This is a genomic window from Alloprevotella sp. OH1205_COT-284 (genome assembly GCF_003859795.1).
GTDB lineage: Bacteria > Bacteroidota > Bacteroidia > Bacteroidales > Bacteroidaceae > Alloprevotella.
The window spans coordinates 1-15,434 of record NZ_RQYI01000031.1 but is presented as its reverse complement, the minus strand read 5'-3'; the positions used below and the strand labels follow the sequence as shown (position 1 = coordinate 15,434).

At 44.4% G+C, this 15,434-nt stretch carries 11 protein-coding genes; 3 read left to right on the top strand and 8 right to left on the bottom strand.

Going from position 1 to position 15,434, the window contains the following annotated elements:
* Nucleotides 1–17: 17 nt before the first annotated feature.
* The 4 genes from EII14_RS07620 to EII14_RS07605 form a co-directional block, all read right to left on the bottom strand.
* Nucleotides 18–1,094, bottom strand: a complete 1,077-nt coding sequence (locus EII14_RS07620; protein ID WP_124931948.1) for a hypothetical protein — start codon at nucleotides 1,092–1,094, stop codon at nucleotides 18–20.
* Between the two features lie 46 nt (nucleotides 1,095–1,140).
* Complete coding sequence (locus tag EII14_RS07615; protein ID WP_124931947.1) at nucleotides 1,141–2,022, bottom strand: DUF58 domain-containing protein; 882 nt, start codon at nucleotides 2,020–2,022, stop codon at nucleotides 1,141–1,143.
* A gap of 13 nt (nucleotides 2,023–2,035) precedes the next feature.
* Nucleotides 2,036–3,037 carry a MoxR family ATPase gene (locus EII14_RS07610; RefSeq protein ID WP_124931946.1) on the bottom strand — a complete coding sequence of 334 codons (1,002 nt, stop codon included), beginning with the start codon at nucleotides 3,035–3,037 and terminating at the stop codon, nucleotides 2,036–2,038.
* 1,024 nt (nucleotides 3,038–4,061) lie between these two features.
* Nucleotides 4,062–7,364, bottom strand: a complete 3,303-nt coding sequence (locus EII14_RS07605) for a beta-N-acetylglucosaminidase domain-containing protein (protein ID WP_158608354.1) — start codon at nucleotides 7,362–7,364, stop codon at nucleotides 4,062–4,064.
* A gap of 489 nt (nucleotides 7,365–7,853) precedes the next feature.
* Here EII14_RS07605 and pyrB point away from each other — a divergent pair, with 489 nt between their 5' ends.
* The 3 genes from pyrB to glyA all read left to right on the top strand — a co-directional run bounded on the left by pyrB (nucleotide 7,854) and on the right by glyA (nucleotide 10,629).
* Complete coding sequence (gene pyrB, locus EII14_RS07600; protein ID WP_124931944.1) at nucleotides 7,854–8,801, top strand: aspartate carbamoyltransferase; 948 nt, start codon at nucleotides 7,854–7,856, stop codon at nucleotides 8,799–8,801.
* Between the two features lie 20 nt (nucleotides 8,802–8,821).
* The gene (locus EII14_RS07595; protein WP_124931943.1) at nucleotides 8,822–9,271 is read left to right on the top strand and encodes an aspartate carbamoyltransferase regulatory subunit; all 450 of its coding nucleotides are present in this window, start codon (nucleotides 8,822–8,824) and stop codon (nucleotides 9,269–9,271) included.
* Nucleotides 9,272–9,354: 83 nt separating this feature from the next.
* Nucleotides 9,355–10,629 carry a serine hydroxymethyltransferase gene (gene glyA, locus EII14_RS07590; protein WP_124931942.1) on the top strand — a complete coding sequence of 425 codons (1,275 nt, stop codon included), beginning with the start codon at nucleotides 9,355–9,357 and terminating at the stop codon, nucleotides 10,627–10,629.
* 501 nt (nucleotides 10,630–11,130) lie between these two features.
* Here the strand turns inward: glyA and EII14_RS07585 are convergent.
* The 4 genes from EII14_RS07585 to ftsY are packed head-to-tail and all read right to left on the bottom strand — an operon-like array spanning nucleotide 11,131 to nucleotide 15,248.
* Nucleotides 11,131–12,654 (bottom strand): HU family DNA-binding protein, encoded by a 1,524-nt coding sequence (locus EII14_RS07585; protein ID WP_124931941.1) that lies wholly within the window; start codon nucleotides 12,652–12,654, stop codon nucleotides 11,131–11,133.
* Between the two features lie 10 nt (nucleotides 12,655–12,664).
* The gene (locus EII14_RS07580) at nucleotides 12,665–12,943 is read right to left on the bottom strand and encodes an HU family DNA-binding protein (RefSeq protein WP_124931940.1); all 279 of its coding nucleotides are present in this window, start codon (nucleotides 12,941–12,943) and stop codon (nucleotides 12,665–12,667) included.
* Between the two features lie 22 nt (nucleotides 12,944–12,965).
* Entirely contained in the window at nucleotides 12,966–14,273 is a 1,308-nt protein-coding gene (gene rimO / locus EII14_RS07575; RefSeq protein WP_124931939.1) for a 30S ribosomal protein S12 methylthiotransferase RimO, read from the bottom strand.
* Between the two features lie 24 nt (nucleotides 14,274–14,297).
* Entirely contained in the window at nucleotides 14,298–15,248 is a 951-nt protein-coding gene (ftsY, locus tag EII14_RS07570) for a signal recognition particle-docking protein FtsY (protein WP_124931938.1), read from the bottom strand.
* Nucleotides 15,249–15,434: the final 186 nt, after the last annotated feature.

Here is a 15,434-nt window from a genome sequence, read left to right as displayed (position 1 = left end):
AGAAGATTGATCGGATTTTACCGGAAATAAAGCCAAAGCATATAAACAATATAGGCAAAAACAGAAAGAGAAACGGCAAACAGAAAAATGGCCGAAACAACCAAGAGGAGGCGAAGCCTTGTTTGTTTTGTTTCTTCAATCGGCACAATAGTATTTTGGGGTTCGGCATCCACTTCAACTTCCGCTCTTGTTGTTTGCACATAGTTCGCAGCTTGAAAAAGAGCACGATCACTTTCCAACAACGACACTTCATGACGTGCAAACTTCACTAAATCCGCCATGTCAAGAACAAAATGCAGTTCCGAAAGCGACAGTGTTTCCTTCTTGTCTTTCAAAGTTTCGATGATCTCATGAGTGGTCATTTCTTTGGCGTTGAAGGAAAAACGTTTGTACAAATAGGTTCTCAACACATCGCTCAATTCCATAAAGTAGTTTTTCTGCCCATTTCCTACCCTTTCGCCTTTCAGTCTAAGTTTTTCGAGTGCGTCCAAAGCCGTCTGATGAGGAGGAAGAGGAGGTACCGCTTTTATCTTTCGAGTAAATGTTTTTCGCGAGAAAAGCGTAATCCCGACACAGAGCAACATTCCACCGCACAACCATAATGCGACACACCATAGGAGCAAATGCGAAGTCCATTTGAAAACTGCCGAAACAGGTGTGTGAAAAGGCCGAATGAGATCAAGGCGTTCCGCATTGACGGGAACAGACTCCACCTTCAACGATAACTCTTTATCTAAAAAATACTTACTCCCATTTACTTCAAACAGCAAACGAGGTATTTGGCATGCCGCACTGTCAAAAGCGGTAAGCAAGTAAGACCGTTGCAACTCCCAGCTCTTTCCATCCTCCGACAACAGCGTGTCTATTTCAGACATTTCAAGCACTTCGATCGCCGTGTCGAGCTTTTGTCGGGAAAAATCGGGGAAAAGCACATCGGCACCCGCCGGGCTCTTTACACCGGTGCGCAAACGGACTTGTTCTCCCACGCGAATAGTCGTGGAGTCCAATCGAGCATTTACAACGACTTTTTGCGCTGTAATGGCAAGACAAAGGAAAAAGGCCGCAAGAACGGCAAAAAGGTTTCGAAAGAGCATATCCAAAAGAATATTTCTGAAAAACAATCTGCTCGACAGCATATTATTATTTGCCGGTTTTACTTGCAAAAAGCTTCTTTAATCCTTTAACGTAATCTTCATTGGTCGCAATAGAGGTATAATTGATACGACTATGTTCAAAAATGTTTCTCAATGATTCGTTTTTATTTTTCCACCAAAGGCTCTGAGCCTTACGGACTTGACGCGAAGAGGTGTCGATGTATTGCAAATGTCCGGTTTCGGCATCTTCCACTTTCAGCAAACCGACATTCGGAAGTTCTGCCATTCGACGATCGTAAACCTGCACCGCCACAAGATCGTGCTTTTGCCGCACCATTGCTATTTGGGTACTGTAATCATTACCGTCCAAGAAGTCGGACAAAAGGAATGTAACGCTTCTTTTGCGCATCATCCTCATAAAATATTCCAACCCCACTTTCATATCTGTTCGGCGTCCCTTGGGTTGCAAGGTCAAGAGTTCTCTGATGATGAGCAGAATATGTCCTTTTCCTTTTGCAGGAGGGATAAACTTCTCTATTCGATCAGAAAAAAACAAGACTCCGATTTTGTCATTGTTGCGAATGGCCGAAAATGCGATGGTGGCCGCAATCTCCGTTATCAACTCTCGTTGGGTTTGTCCTTGCGAGCCGAAATCCAACGATGCCGAAACGTCGATAAGCAACATTACCGTCAGTTCACGTTCTTCTTCATATACCTTCACATAAGTTCTTTCAGATCTTGCACTTACATTCCAGTCAATGTCGCGCACATCATCGCCGGGCTGATACTCTCTGACCTCACAGAAAGACATACCTCTTCCTTTGAAAGCCGAATGATATTCGCCGGCAAAAATATTGTTCGACAAAGCTCGGGTTTTGATCTCGATACGCCGAACACGCTTCATTAACTGCAAGACTCGATCTTCCATTCGCTGCTTGATTTTAGGGCACCTCTACTTTCGACAAAATTTCTCCGATAATTTTATCGGCAGAAACATCGGCGGCTTCTGCTTCATAGGTCAATCCGATGCGATGACGCAACACCGCGTAAACCACACTGCGTACATCATCGGGAATAACATAGCCGCGAGAACGAATAAAAGCAAGACTTCTTGCCGCAAGCAACATACTGATACTTGCACGAGGCGAAGCCCCAAAAGCGATGTAAGGTTTCAGATGTTCCAGTTTATATCGTTCGGGATAGCGAGTGGCAAAAACCAAATCTACCACATACTGCTCTATTCTTTCATCGATATAGATGCCTTTTATCAATTCGCGGGCTTTGCAAATTGTTTGAAGATCAACTACGGGAGAGATCTTTTTATCTGCAAGATGCCCTTTCATCGAAGCCCTCAATATGTGTTTTTCTTCTTCGAGCGTAGGATAATCCACCAGCACTTTCAGCATAAAACGATCCGTTTGTGCTTCCGGCAAAGTATAAGTACCCTCTTGCTCGATAGGGTTTTGTGTAGCCATCACCAAGAAAGGAGAAGGAAGCGGCATCGTTTCATCTCCAATCGTAACCTCTCGTTCCTGCATGGATTGAAGCAATGCACTTTGCACTTTTGCCGGAGCACGATTGATTTCGTCTGCCAACACAAAGTTTGCAAAGACAGGCCCTTTTCGGATAGAGAAAGATTCATTTTTCCGACTATATATCATGGTTCCTATAACATCGGCCGGCAAAAGGTCGGGGGTAAATTGAATGCGTCCGAAAGAAGCATTTATCAAACCGGCCAAAGTGCGAATAGCCAAAGTTTTGGCCAATCCGGGAACACCTTCCAGAAGAATATGCCCATCCGACAGAAGCCCGATCAAAAGAGCTTCGGTCAAGTGCTGTTGCCCGACAATGGTACGCGCCATTCCCGCGGTCAAATCTCTCACAAAGCCGGAGTGAGCTTCTATATGTGCATTCAAAGCAAGAATATCTACATTTTTGGTCATAGAAAAGGACTTTTGTTATTCGATGCAAAGTTACTTCTTTTTGAGAGAAGCCGTTTCTAAAATCTATTAAAAAGAAGGAGGATAACCGTGACAAGTTCTCTCTATGAACGCAAAACCGAAAGATAGCCTGCCAAACACACGACACGGGATTGCTGCAAAACCACCCCTCCCAAAAACTGAACCTCAGCAAATCTTTCAAAATTCTCCGTAATCTGCCCGTACACTTCTTTGGCTACACATCAAGCGTGTTTTTTAGGGGAGGAAGACTCATGATGCGGGCTTCCCCAATGATTATTTTGCAAATCGTCGAAAAACCTACACTAATTCTTTTATACCACTGAAATTCAGAGATATGCGAATGTAGACAACCTACTTGCGATCCTACACTGAGGGAAGTTAAGTCGATGATACACAGATCAAAATGAATGTAGACAGATTTTACCAAAACCTACACTGTCTACATGAGTGATTTCGGGCAGACGCACGACTTCCCAATACCATGTGTAGGTTGTGAAAACGAATGTAGTTGATTTCTCGCATTGTCTACATTCACAACAGACTATATATCTGCGACTTAAAAGAAAAATGTAGACAATGTAGACAAAAAGAAGAAAAAGTCTTGGTAGAAGCTGCAAATTGTTGTTTTTAGGCAGAACGATCTCACTTCCTCTTCGTATTGTCCGGATAGATTTTAATGTGTCGGAAAGCATCCTACCCAAGGAGTAGTTCAAACGGAGTAACGAGTAGAAAAATCTATCTCTGACCTAAATTTCACAACTTCCCACTCGCTTCTCTTTTCAACGGCTTAGACTTTCGCCCTTTGCCCGAAAGATCTATTCTCATGTATGGGCGGCCTTTGCCGCAAGAATGGAATGCAACCTTGCAGAGGTCTTGACATACGGTGTTTTACACGAAAAGATCATCGGAGAGTATGAGAAAAAACTTTCGTTCGTCATAACTCTCCGATGATTTTTACAGTCCGAGAAAGAAAGAGTTTGAAAAGATGTCGTCTTTATCTGCCCTCTTATTTGATATATACTTTCTTATTCCCTACCATATAAAGACCGGAAGGCAATCCTTCCGTACGGCCGTCTTTTCTGAGCAATCGGCCATGCAGATTATAAATGTATAAGGCATCGGGGGCAACTTTGCTTCGGTCAAGATTTCTTATTCCCGTGACGCCTACTGTCGGATGATCGGTTGTGCTATGCAACTCTCTGATCTCGTAAATGGCGGGTACCGTGTTTCCTTTCCAAACCAATCGCATGCGAAGCGATTTCGAGAGTTTCGACAAATCAACCCTCGTCAAAGCAGATTTCAGTTCTTCCACGGTTTGCCACGACACTCCGTCGTCGGTCAGCTGAATTTGCGGAAGTTCTTCTTTCCACACAGACGGGTTCCAGTAGATTTCCACGGCATCCAAATAGGCAATGTCGGTAAAAGAATGATAGAGTTCTCCCCCCTGCATCTGCTTCACTGCCGTATAAGGTTTGAAGTCGGAGGGTTCGTCTACGCGTTGCCCGAATTTATCCGTTGTGGAACTTTGGAAATTTTCGGCGTAGGCCGAGGGATTAACTTGTATATCGTATAGGCGCAGCCATTTGTCCGTTTTGGGCACTTGCACTTTGAGGCGTACAAAGCGGGCATTTTCAACATTTCCGATGAAATCCAGATATTTCACATCGTGTGTAAAGGATACGGCTTGGTCATTTCCTCCGGCAAAACCACCACTTCCTTTTAGATGAAAAGGTTGCCAATGATTGCCGTCCGCACTGGCTTCTATGCGTCCGCTTTGAAGATAGTCATCGTTTTTCATGCCAAAATATACACGTACATCTTTTACATCAGTCGGCATGGCCAATGTCACGGTGTAAAGATCGCCATTCGTTTGGTTTTTATGACAAGCAAAAAAGGTTTGGGGATTGTTGTCTATAATGGCGCGCTTTCCCAATGCCTGACTCGTTCCGTCTCCAAATCTTTCGGACGGCACGGCTATATCTTTCAAAGCAGGCAATTGCGGATAGTGCAAAGAGAACGACTCTTTATTCAAACGCAGAGTGATCGGAGCGGACGTAACATTCTGCAAAACAAGATGTTTCACAAAATCGCCCTTGGGGAGTGTGGAACTTTGCATACGCTTCCATTGTTTGCCATTGGTGCTGTATAAAAGATGACAGCTTTCCAAAAGCGCATCGCTGACAACAATTTCTTTCGGAGCAACTCCGTCTTTCAAAGTAAACCCGACATAGCCTTGCGGAGGAAGAACGCTTGAAGACGCATTGAGGAATGCCACACCGCTACTCAATATCGCTTTTCCGGAAACAGACGGGGCACTGCGTAAAAGCTCTATATCTTTGGCGGGAGTCCCAAAAAAGTTTTTTCCCAATCCGTTCTCTTTCAGATAGGACATGAAAGGATAGAAATACTTGTTCGCCGGTTCACTCTGACGATGGCTGACACTGATGTATTTTCCAAGTCCTTCAAGTGCGTATGCCGTAAAAGCGTTATTCACGTCAAGTTGGTGAATGGAGTCGTTTGCTATCAGATATTTCTCCCACTTCTCTTCTTTATTGAAGCTCAAAGAAATATTTGTCATTTCCGTCCCGATACGCACCATACTTTGGAGTTTCAGCAACCAAGGGGCAAGATCGGCATAAAGCATGCGCTCATTCTCCTTGGGAGATGTTTTCAGGCCGATCATCACTTGAATGGCGTTTTCAAGACGAGTTAAAATTCGTCCTAAAAGCTGCACACGTCCCGACTTATAGGAGGTAATGGCCGTTTGCATTTCCTGAGGATCATTCCATCTCAAATAAGGAATAATCGTCTTAAATGCTTCTCTCTTCTCTTTTGTGTCAAGGATTGCACTAAAACTGGCTTCCCATGACTTTTTATTATTGAACGTCCGGTTGTTCCAAGCATAATCTGCCACCGAAAACAAAGCGATTTTTGAAACCTGCCCCTGTTGCATGGGGTTGGAAACTATTCCAAGTCCGTTTTGGAGCGTAGAAGGAAGTTTGGCATTTCCATCCACTTGCGGCATTTCAAAAAAGTTATAATACATGTCGGAAGGATAGATTTGTCCGTCTGCATTATCGTTGCAAGGATAATTCCACCACCAAGCCAAACTGCGCCCCAACTCTCTTTTCGCAATCGCCAAATCACCGCTGTTCGGCACTGTCCATACCCCCATTCCGGTGAAATAAATGGTGATTTTTTCGGGAGTTTTGGACAAGGCAGAATAGAAACGCTGTCGTGTAGCTTCATTCACCCAACTCAACGTATAGACTTGCGGAACGAAATGAAGCGGTTTCACTTGTTGCTCCGGCGTGGCGGTCGATGTGTTCCATTTCTGATCAATGGCATTCTGAACAGCCGTAAGTCTGTCTGCATTCGTTTTGCAGTCGGCCTCATTCGTCGGAACGCCGACATCGTCAACAAAAATGGCAAATTGACGCACTCCCAAATTGTACATACTTTCGAATTTCCTCATAATTCGATTGACAACATTGGCATTGCCGATAAATTGATTGCCCGGATGGATCGCCCAAATAAAATTCACTTTCGTTTCTGCCGAAACTTCGGTCAGTTCTTTCATCATCTTTTGTGAAAGCAGTCCGTTTTTGATTTGCTGAGGCGTAAGTGTTTCGGGGTAAGGCTGCTCCCATTTTTCGGAGTGATACGAGTCGGACTTGGCACCATACATATAGGTGTTCATCTTCATGCGCATCATGAAACGCATCAGATCTTTTTTCACTTCCAAACTGTAAGGATAACCGTAATACCCTTCTACCAGTCCCCTGCTCTGCTGGTCTGCATAATCATAGAGTGTGACGGGAATAAGTTTTTCTACTCCGCGTTCAAAAATTTGTTCGAGAGAAGCCAATGCGTGAAATACCGCCGTGCTGTTTTCTCCGACAATGACAACCTGAGCATGATCGTTTTCTGCTGTAAGGTGCAAGATGTGACGATCGTATTTTCCGCTTTTCGACAACACCTCTTTATTCAGAGAAAAAGCATCGGCTTTTTTATCGGCTACTCCTCCGCTTTTAGCTACCCCCAAGTAAATGTTAGAATTTGCGGAGTTGGCCGTTTCGGAAAAAGTCACATTTAGTCCGGATTCGGTACACACCTGTTGTACACGTTTCCGTGTTGCCTTATCTATATCAGCTTCACATAATACATTAACCGTTTTTGTAAAACCGATATTTCCCTTGCCCATAATTTGCGACTGCGGAATAGGATAGATTGTGTAAGTGTTTTGTGAGCGAATTTGGGTACCGAAGATCCCCCAAAACGCAAATAGTAAGATAAAAAACTTATTCATCTTTTTCATAAATAGATTTTATTTCCCATTAGCAAACGCAAAAATACAATATATTCTCAATTGTGGATCAACTTTTCTATTTTTCTTTGCCACCCAATACACCAAATCTTAACCCGTAGAGCCAACCAGGAAGTGCAAAATTATGATATTCTTTTGTAGAACTCAGCTTTTGCAGAGGTCTCTCAATTCATCGTTTTTTATCAACATTCCTCAACAAGATGTCTCTTTTCACTTGTGTCGCTTTTCTGACGGCTCTGTGTCTGCCCCTCTTTTATCCTCCGATTTTCTATCAATATCGAAGAAAAAATGGTGTCGGTAAAAATCTCCCGTTTTTTTTCGGCAGTTTAATTTCTTCATCAAAGAAAAAAGGTTAATTTTACAGCCGAAATCGCGTCCCTTTCAATGGAATGCGATCGGTTTGCTCCAACATGCTGTTTTTCATACCACAAGCAAAGTCGCTATTCATCGTTTCATTCAAGCCAACATATTATGGAAAACCCAAGTTTGGTGAGCATCGCTCATCTGTCACGCGAAAAAATCCTCTACCTGATGGAGATGGCACGAGATTTCGAGCTTCGCCCCAATCGTAAAATTCTCGACGGACGCATTGTTGCTACACTTTTTTTCGAGCCTTCCACAAGAACGCGCTTGTCTTTTGAAACCGCTGCCCACCGTTTGGGAGCAAGTGTCATCGGATTTACCGATCCCAAAGTAACATCGTCTACCAAGGGAGAAACCTTGAAAGACACCATTATGATGGTTTCCAATTATAGTGACGTCATCGTGATGCGCCACTATTTGGAAGGGGCTGCCCTTTATGCCAGCGAACTGACAAACACTCCCGTGGTCAATGCCGGAGACGGGGCGCATCAGCATCCCTCTCAAACAATCTTGGATTTATATACCATTTTGCAAACACAAGGGACGCTTGACAATTTGAATATCTACTTAGTGGGGGATTTGAAATACGGTCGCACTGTCCACTCGCTGATCATGGCCATGCGTCATTTTCACCCGACGTTCCACTTCATTTCACCCAAAGAACTTGCCATGCCGGAAGAATACAAGCAATATTGCAGAGAGCACGACATCAATTTTGTGGAGCATGAAGACTTTAACGAAGAAATCATATCGGGAGCCGATATCCTCTATATGACACGTGTGCAACGTGAGAGGTTTTCCGACCTCATGGAATACGAACGTGTTAAAGACATCTATGTGTTGAGAAAAGAAATGTTGAGCATGGCCAAAGACAATTTGCGCATTCTTCATCCGCTTCCTCGCGTCAATGAAATTGCACAAGATGTGGACGACACGCCTTATGCTTATTATTTCGAACAAGCCCAAAACGGAATTTATGCACGCGAGGCCATCATCTGCGACGTTTTGGGCATCACACTCGAAGAAGTGCGGAATGACTCGACCATTATCCAATAACGACACCAACTTTCTTTCTCATGAAACGCGAACAACTCATGGTGGCTGCCATTGAAAACGGCACTGTCATCGACCATATTCCTTCCGATCGCCTATTTGAAGTTATCCGTTTGTTGCACATCGACGAATGTCATCACGACACCGTTTTCATCGGATACAATCTGAGAAGCGGAGCAATGGGCAAAAAAAGCATCATCAAAATTGCCAATCGTTTTTTTTCCGAGGCAGAACTCAATCAGCTCTCCGTCGTGGCTCCCAACGTAACGCTCAGTCTTATCAAAGATTATGAGGTCAGAGAAAAACGCTGCGTAAGATTACCCAAAGAATTGCGCGACATTATCCGCTGCAACAATCCGAAATGTATTTGTAACAACGAACCGATTCAAACACGCTTTGTGATCATCGGAAAGGTGGGAAAATGCTACTATTGTGAAAAAGAGCAGGATTTAACCATGGTAAAGCTGGTGTAGCTCAAACAAAAACAGATATTTATAATACCCAAAGAACTTACAGGTTCGCTCAATCTTTGTCGAACAAGAAGAAACATTGACTTATGGATCAAGAAATCTTTTCACTCATAGATGCCGAAAAACAGCGTCAGATGCGCGGCATCGAGTTGATCGCCAGCGAAAATTTCGTTAGCGATCAAGTTATGCAAGCCATGGGCTCCGTTCTCACCAACAAATATGCCGAAGGCTACCCCGGAAAGCGTTATTACGGAGGTTGTCAGGTCGTAGATAAGGTAGAACAAATCGCCATCGACCGCATTTGTCGACTTTTCGGTGCCGAATATGCCAACGTGCAGCCTCACTCGGGAGCACAGGCCAATGCAGCCGTATTCCTTGCCGTGCTGAAAGCCGGAGAAACATTTATGGGGCTGAATCTCGACCATGGCGGACATCTCTCTCACGGATCGGCGGTAAACACATCGGGTATACTTTACAACCCCGTCGGCTACAATCTTGACAAAGCTACGGGAAGAGTAGATTATGATGAAATGGAACAACTGGCCATGACCCACAAACCGAAGCTGATCATAGGAGGAGGATCTGCCTATTCTCGTGAATGGGACTATGCCCGCATGCGTGCCATTGCCGACAAAGTGGGTGCAATCTTGATGGTAGACATGGCTCATCCCGCAGGCTTGATTGCGGCAGGTGTGTTGGACAATCCCGTGAAATATGCACACATCGTCACCTCTACCACCCACAAAACCCTTAGGGGCCCACGTGGAGGCATCATCTTGATGGGACAGGATTTCGACAATCCGTGGGGCTATACCACTCCAAAAGGAGAAGTGAAAAAGATGAGCCAATTGCTCAACAGTGCCGTGTTCCCCGGCATACAAGGCGGGCCGCTCGAACACGTGATTGCCGCAAAAGCCGTGGCTTTCGGAGAAGCACTCACTCCGCAGTTCAAAGACTGGGCTTTGCAGGTGAAGAAGAATGCGGCTTGCTTGGCCGACGAACTTATGAAACGAGGCTTTAACATTGTTTCCGGAGGCACGGACAATCACTCTATGCTTGTCGATCTGCGTTCCAAATATCCCGACCTTACGGGAAAGCAAGCCGAAAATGCACTTGTGGCCGCAGACATAACCGTCAATAAGAATATGGTACCGTTCGACTCTCGCAGTGCTTTCCAAACATCGGGTATACGATTGGGTACAGCAGCCATCACCAGTCGCGGTGCAAAAGAGGGTTTCGTAGTGAAAGTGGCAGAGCTTATCGAAAAAGTTCTTGACAATCACGAAAACGAAGAAGTGTTGAAAAACGTTCGTTTGGAAGTCAATGAAATAATGGCGAAATTCCCCCTCTTTGCCTGGTAAACTTCTTGCATCCGACAAACAGAGCCGTGTCAAACCCGATTTTGACACGGCTCTGTTCCCATTGTTGTACTTTCAAAAACGAAGTGCAATAATTTCTCTGCATAGTGCCCCTATTTTTTTAGGCACAAGAGAGTGTTTTCTCATAACACAGCTCCTCCCCATGATGAAACACTCTCGTAAAAAAGTAACTTTTCAACCAGCAATACAAAAAAGGGAGACCATCGTCTCTGATATGAACCCCAAAAGTTAGACACAAAACTTTTGGGGTTCATATCAGTGTTGGCTTTTTTTTAATGATTGGCAGACACACTTTTGGGGACAGTATCCACCCACTAAAAAAGTTATAGAGCCGAATAGTTTTGCGGAAGTCTGTGTAAACTTGCGACAGCAATGGTTGCGAAACGATTTTAGAGCAGGAAGTGGAAACGTATAAAAAGGCTGTGTCGGGGGAACACAGCCTTTGAAAAGATAGCAATCCCTATAAGATGTTTTATTGTTTTTCTAATCAATTTTATCTCTCAATTCTGTTTTTTTTACAAGTTTGGGGATTTTGATTTTTTCTCCGACAGAGATAAGGTCCGGATTTTCGATGTGGTTGAAGATAATGATATAGCGCGCAAAATCTCTGTCGCCATAGATTCGTTTGGCCAGTTTATACAAGTTTTCTCCACTCCTCAATGGCTGAATGGATTGCGTGCCGACAATGACCATGGAAGCATTGGGAATTTGCTGATATTTTTGAGCCTCTCTCCGATAATGAGTGCGCAAATCGTATGAGTTTCTTGTGGAGGCCTTCGATTTATTGGCTGTCTTGGTAGGTGATTGAGATCTTTCGGAAGTAGTTGGTTCTGTTGTGGTTTGTGTTGTTTTGGAACCGGTTCTCGGAGTAGAAAGACTTTCTGAGGTTGAGCCTGACGCAGGTGTGGTTTCCTCTTTTTTCGACACTGTGGCAGTGGTGTCAGAATAAGACGGAGTACTTTTTTGAGAAGATTTGTTTTGAGCCGACAAATTGGTTTTGGTCATTTGGTGCGACTTTGTAACCGTCGTTTGGGGATTGTGTAAATTGTTGAACCAACGATGATAACCTGCGAAATAGCTGAGTACCAACAAATGGAGTACAATCATAAAGATGAAAGCCACTTTCCAACCATTTGTTTTTTTAGAGGCGGAGGAGTTTGTATTCACTGTGATAATGTCTTGATTGTTTTCTTGATTATCTGTTTCCTGAGGTGGCAACTCGGTGGAAAGAGATGTGGGGGCGGATGTTATTTCTTCGGAAGATAAAAAATAAGGGAGTGGCGAAGATAGTGTTTCCTGTTCGGGAGTCGTCGTTTGCGTGCCGCTAAGAAAGTCAGAACCGGTGTCGCTGTCGGATCTTAATGTTCTTTCTTTCGTTTCCGAAGCAACTTGATCTTTGAAAAAAAAGTTTTCTTTTGGAGCATATTCGCTGTATAATTCTTGCGAATTGCTTTGAGGTGCAGGAGAGGTTTCGACTGTTTCGGTTTCCGAAGAGTGAGATACCGGCAGAATAGGTTGGGTTTCTTCCGAAATATGAGTGGAAGGTTGGGTAGAAGCATTAGAGGTATCCGTTGGAGAGGTGTGTTCCGCTGCTTCGATCGCAGTGTCGTTGGAAAGGGTAAGGTTTTCGTATGCAGCAGAAGGCGTGGAGTCTTCAACGGCCTCTAATTCTTCCTCCGTAGTGTTGTCGTTGAGTGTTATGGTCGTGAAATGAGCAAAAGGTCTATTGACCAAATCTCGCAGCGTATTGTCGGGAGTGAAAGAAATTTTGGTGTGTCCACTTATTTGGAAACGCTCTCCCGTATTGATATTCACGCTTTCACGCTCGCTGACTTCTACTAATTTTGTAGTTCCAAATCCTGACACCTTGACATAGTTGTCTTGTAGGAGAGCTTCTTCGGTGAGATCAAAGAAAGCACGCACAAAACTTTCGGCTTTCCTCTTTGAAATGCCTTCTTGTTCGGCCAAGAGATTTGCTATATCTTGTAGAAGAAGTTTCTTATCCATTTCTGTCGGATTATTTGGGGTTTACTTTTTCTTTGAGCGCATTGCTGGGTTTGAAAGCCACAGCCAGTTTCGGAGGAATGAGTTGTCGCTGTCGCGTCGTCGGATTTACGATGATCCGTTCATTTTTTTTCTTGACCTCAAAAGTTCCGAAATTTTGAATGCTGATCGTTGCTCCTTCGTCAAGCGCGTCGGCAATAACATTGACCAACGACTCCACCAGTTGTTTGGTTTCTTTCTGTGTGGTTTCGCTGCGATTAGAGAGGGCTGCAATGAATTCTTTGTTGTTCATGGCGGTGAGGTTTGAAGGCCGTCTATATAATTTCTGCGTATAAATCGAACTCCTCGGCTTGAATAATTCGTGTCTTGTAGAAATGGCCGATTTTGAGTGCATCGGGCTCTGCTTTAATGAGCACTTCGCAGTCCACTTCGGGAGAATCGTGCTCAGTGCGCCCTATGAAATAGGCTCCTTCACGGCGATCTATGAGCGTGCGATATACTTGCCCCACCTTTTCTTCCGAAAGTTTGGCCGAGATACTTTCTTGTAGGTGCATAAGTTTATCGAGTCGTTCTTTTTTCACTTCTTCGGGTATATCGTCCTCATAATGGTTGGCGGCATAGGTGCCTTCTTCTTCGCTATAAGCAAAAGCTCCCATGCGTTCAAAACGAATGGTGCGAACAAACTCCATGAGTTCGGCAAAGTCCTCTTCGGTTTCTCCGGGAAAACCGACCATAAGGGTCGTTCGGATATGGATGCCCGGTACTTCACGACGGAAAGCGGCGATAAGGTCGAGGGTTTCTTTTTTGGTGATGTTTCGCCTCATGCGAGAGAGCATGTTGTCGGAAATGTGTTGTAGAGCGATGTCGATATAGTTGCAGACATTGTCGTTTTCGCGCATGACACGCAGCAGATCAATAGGAAAACGAGCGGGGTAGGCATAGTGTAGTCGTATCCATTCGACACCGGGGATTTGCGCCATTCGCTCAATGAGTTCGGGGAGTCTTTGTTCGTGGTATAGATCCACACCGTAATAAGTCAATTCCTGAGAGATGACTTGAAAATCTCGAACACCTTGTTTTACCAGCAGTTCGACTTCCGAAAGGATCTCTTCAATGGGGCGGCTTTTGTGACGTCCGGTGATGAGAGGTATTGCACAATAGGCACAGGTGCGATTGCAACCCTCCGATATTTTCAAATAAGCGTAGTGGCGGGGAGTTGTCAGCACACGGCGATTAAGGTCTTGGCATGCAGTGTTGTTCACTCCTTCCGGTTTGAGATCTTTGATGATGTCTTTCCAGTCAAATTTTCCGTAAAATCTGTCGACCTCCGGAATCTCTACTTTCAGTTCTTCTCGATAACGCTCAGAAAGACACCCCATGACATACACCTCTTTGAGGTTTCCGCTTTCTTTTTGTTCGCAAAGTTCGAGAATGGTGTTGATACTCTCTTCTTTGGCATCACCGATAAAGCCACAGGTGTTTACGATTGCAATGTCGCCATGTAGTTCTTCGGGGTTGTGATAAAAATCGTAGCCGATAGCCTCAAATTGTCGTAAGAGCAGTTCCGAATCTACGAGGTTTTTGGAACACCCCATGGTGATGACGTCTATGGTATGTTTCATTGAGCTGTTAAAAGGGAGAGAATATTAGGTCTGTGAGAAAAGGGACTCAACAAATTCTTTGCGATCAAACGGTTGCAGATCGGTCATTTTTTCGCCGAGTCCGATATACTTGACGGGAACCTTCATCTGATGCGATATACCAATGACTACTCCTCCTTTGGCCGTTCCGTCGAGTTTGGTGATGGCAAGAGCCGTGACTTCTGTTGCTTTGACAAATTGTTTGGCTTGTTCGAAGGCATTTTGTCCGGTGCTACCGTCCAAAACGAGCAAGACTTGATCGGGGGCGTTCACATCTATTTTTTGCATGACCTTTTTGATCTTCGCCAGCTCATTCATCAGGCCGATTTTATTGTGTAGTCTTCCGGCAGTGTCGATGATGACGACATCGGCCTTTTCGGCTGTGGCATGCGACAACGTATCATAGGCTACCGATGCAGGGTCGGCTCCCATTTGCTGTTTGATCACGGGAACTCCGATGCGTTCTCCCCAAATGCTGAGCTGTTCAATGGCGGCGGCTCGAAAGGTGTCGGCGGCTCCGAGAATGACTTTCTTGCCTTCTTCTTTGAATTGATAGGCGAGTTTGGCTATGGTCGTTGTCTTGCCTACACCGTTTACGCCCACGACAAGAATCACATAGGGGCGATCTGCCTTCGGAATTTCGAAACCTTCGTTGTTTTCGTCGGGGTTTATGGCAAGTAGATTGATGATTTCTTCTTTTAGGATAGTGTTCAACTCCGCAGTACCCACATATTTGTCACGTGCCACTCTCGCTTCGATGTTGTGAATGATGTCGAGGGTCGTATCAACCCCTACATCACTGGTGATGAGCACATCTTCAAGGTTGTCGAGAACTTCTTCGTCAACTTTTGTTTTTCCGGCTATGGCGTGGGCGATTTTGCTGAAAACCCTCGTTTTGGTATTTTGAAGACCATTGTCGAGCGTTTCTTTTTTAGAGAAGAAACTGAAAAATCCCATAATTGTATAAGCTGTTTCCTGCAAAAATACAACAAAAAAATGAATTGAGATGAATCGTCGCCTTGAAAACGAAAAATTAGGCCATTAAGACGTAGAGCGTAGAGTCAACCAGCAAGTGCAAAATTATGATATTCTTTTGTAGAACTCCGATTTAGGTGTTTCAAAATCGAGTTTTTGTCTTGGTCT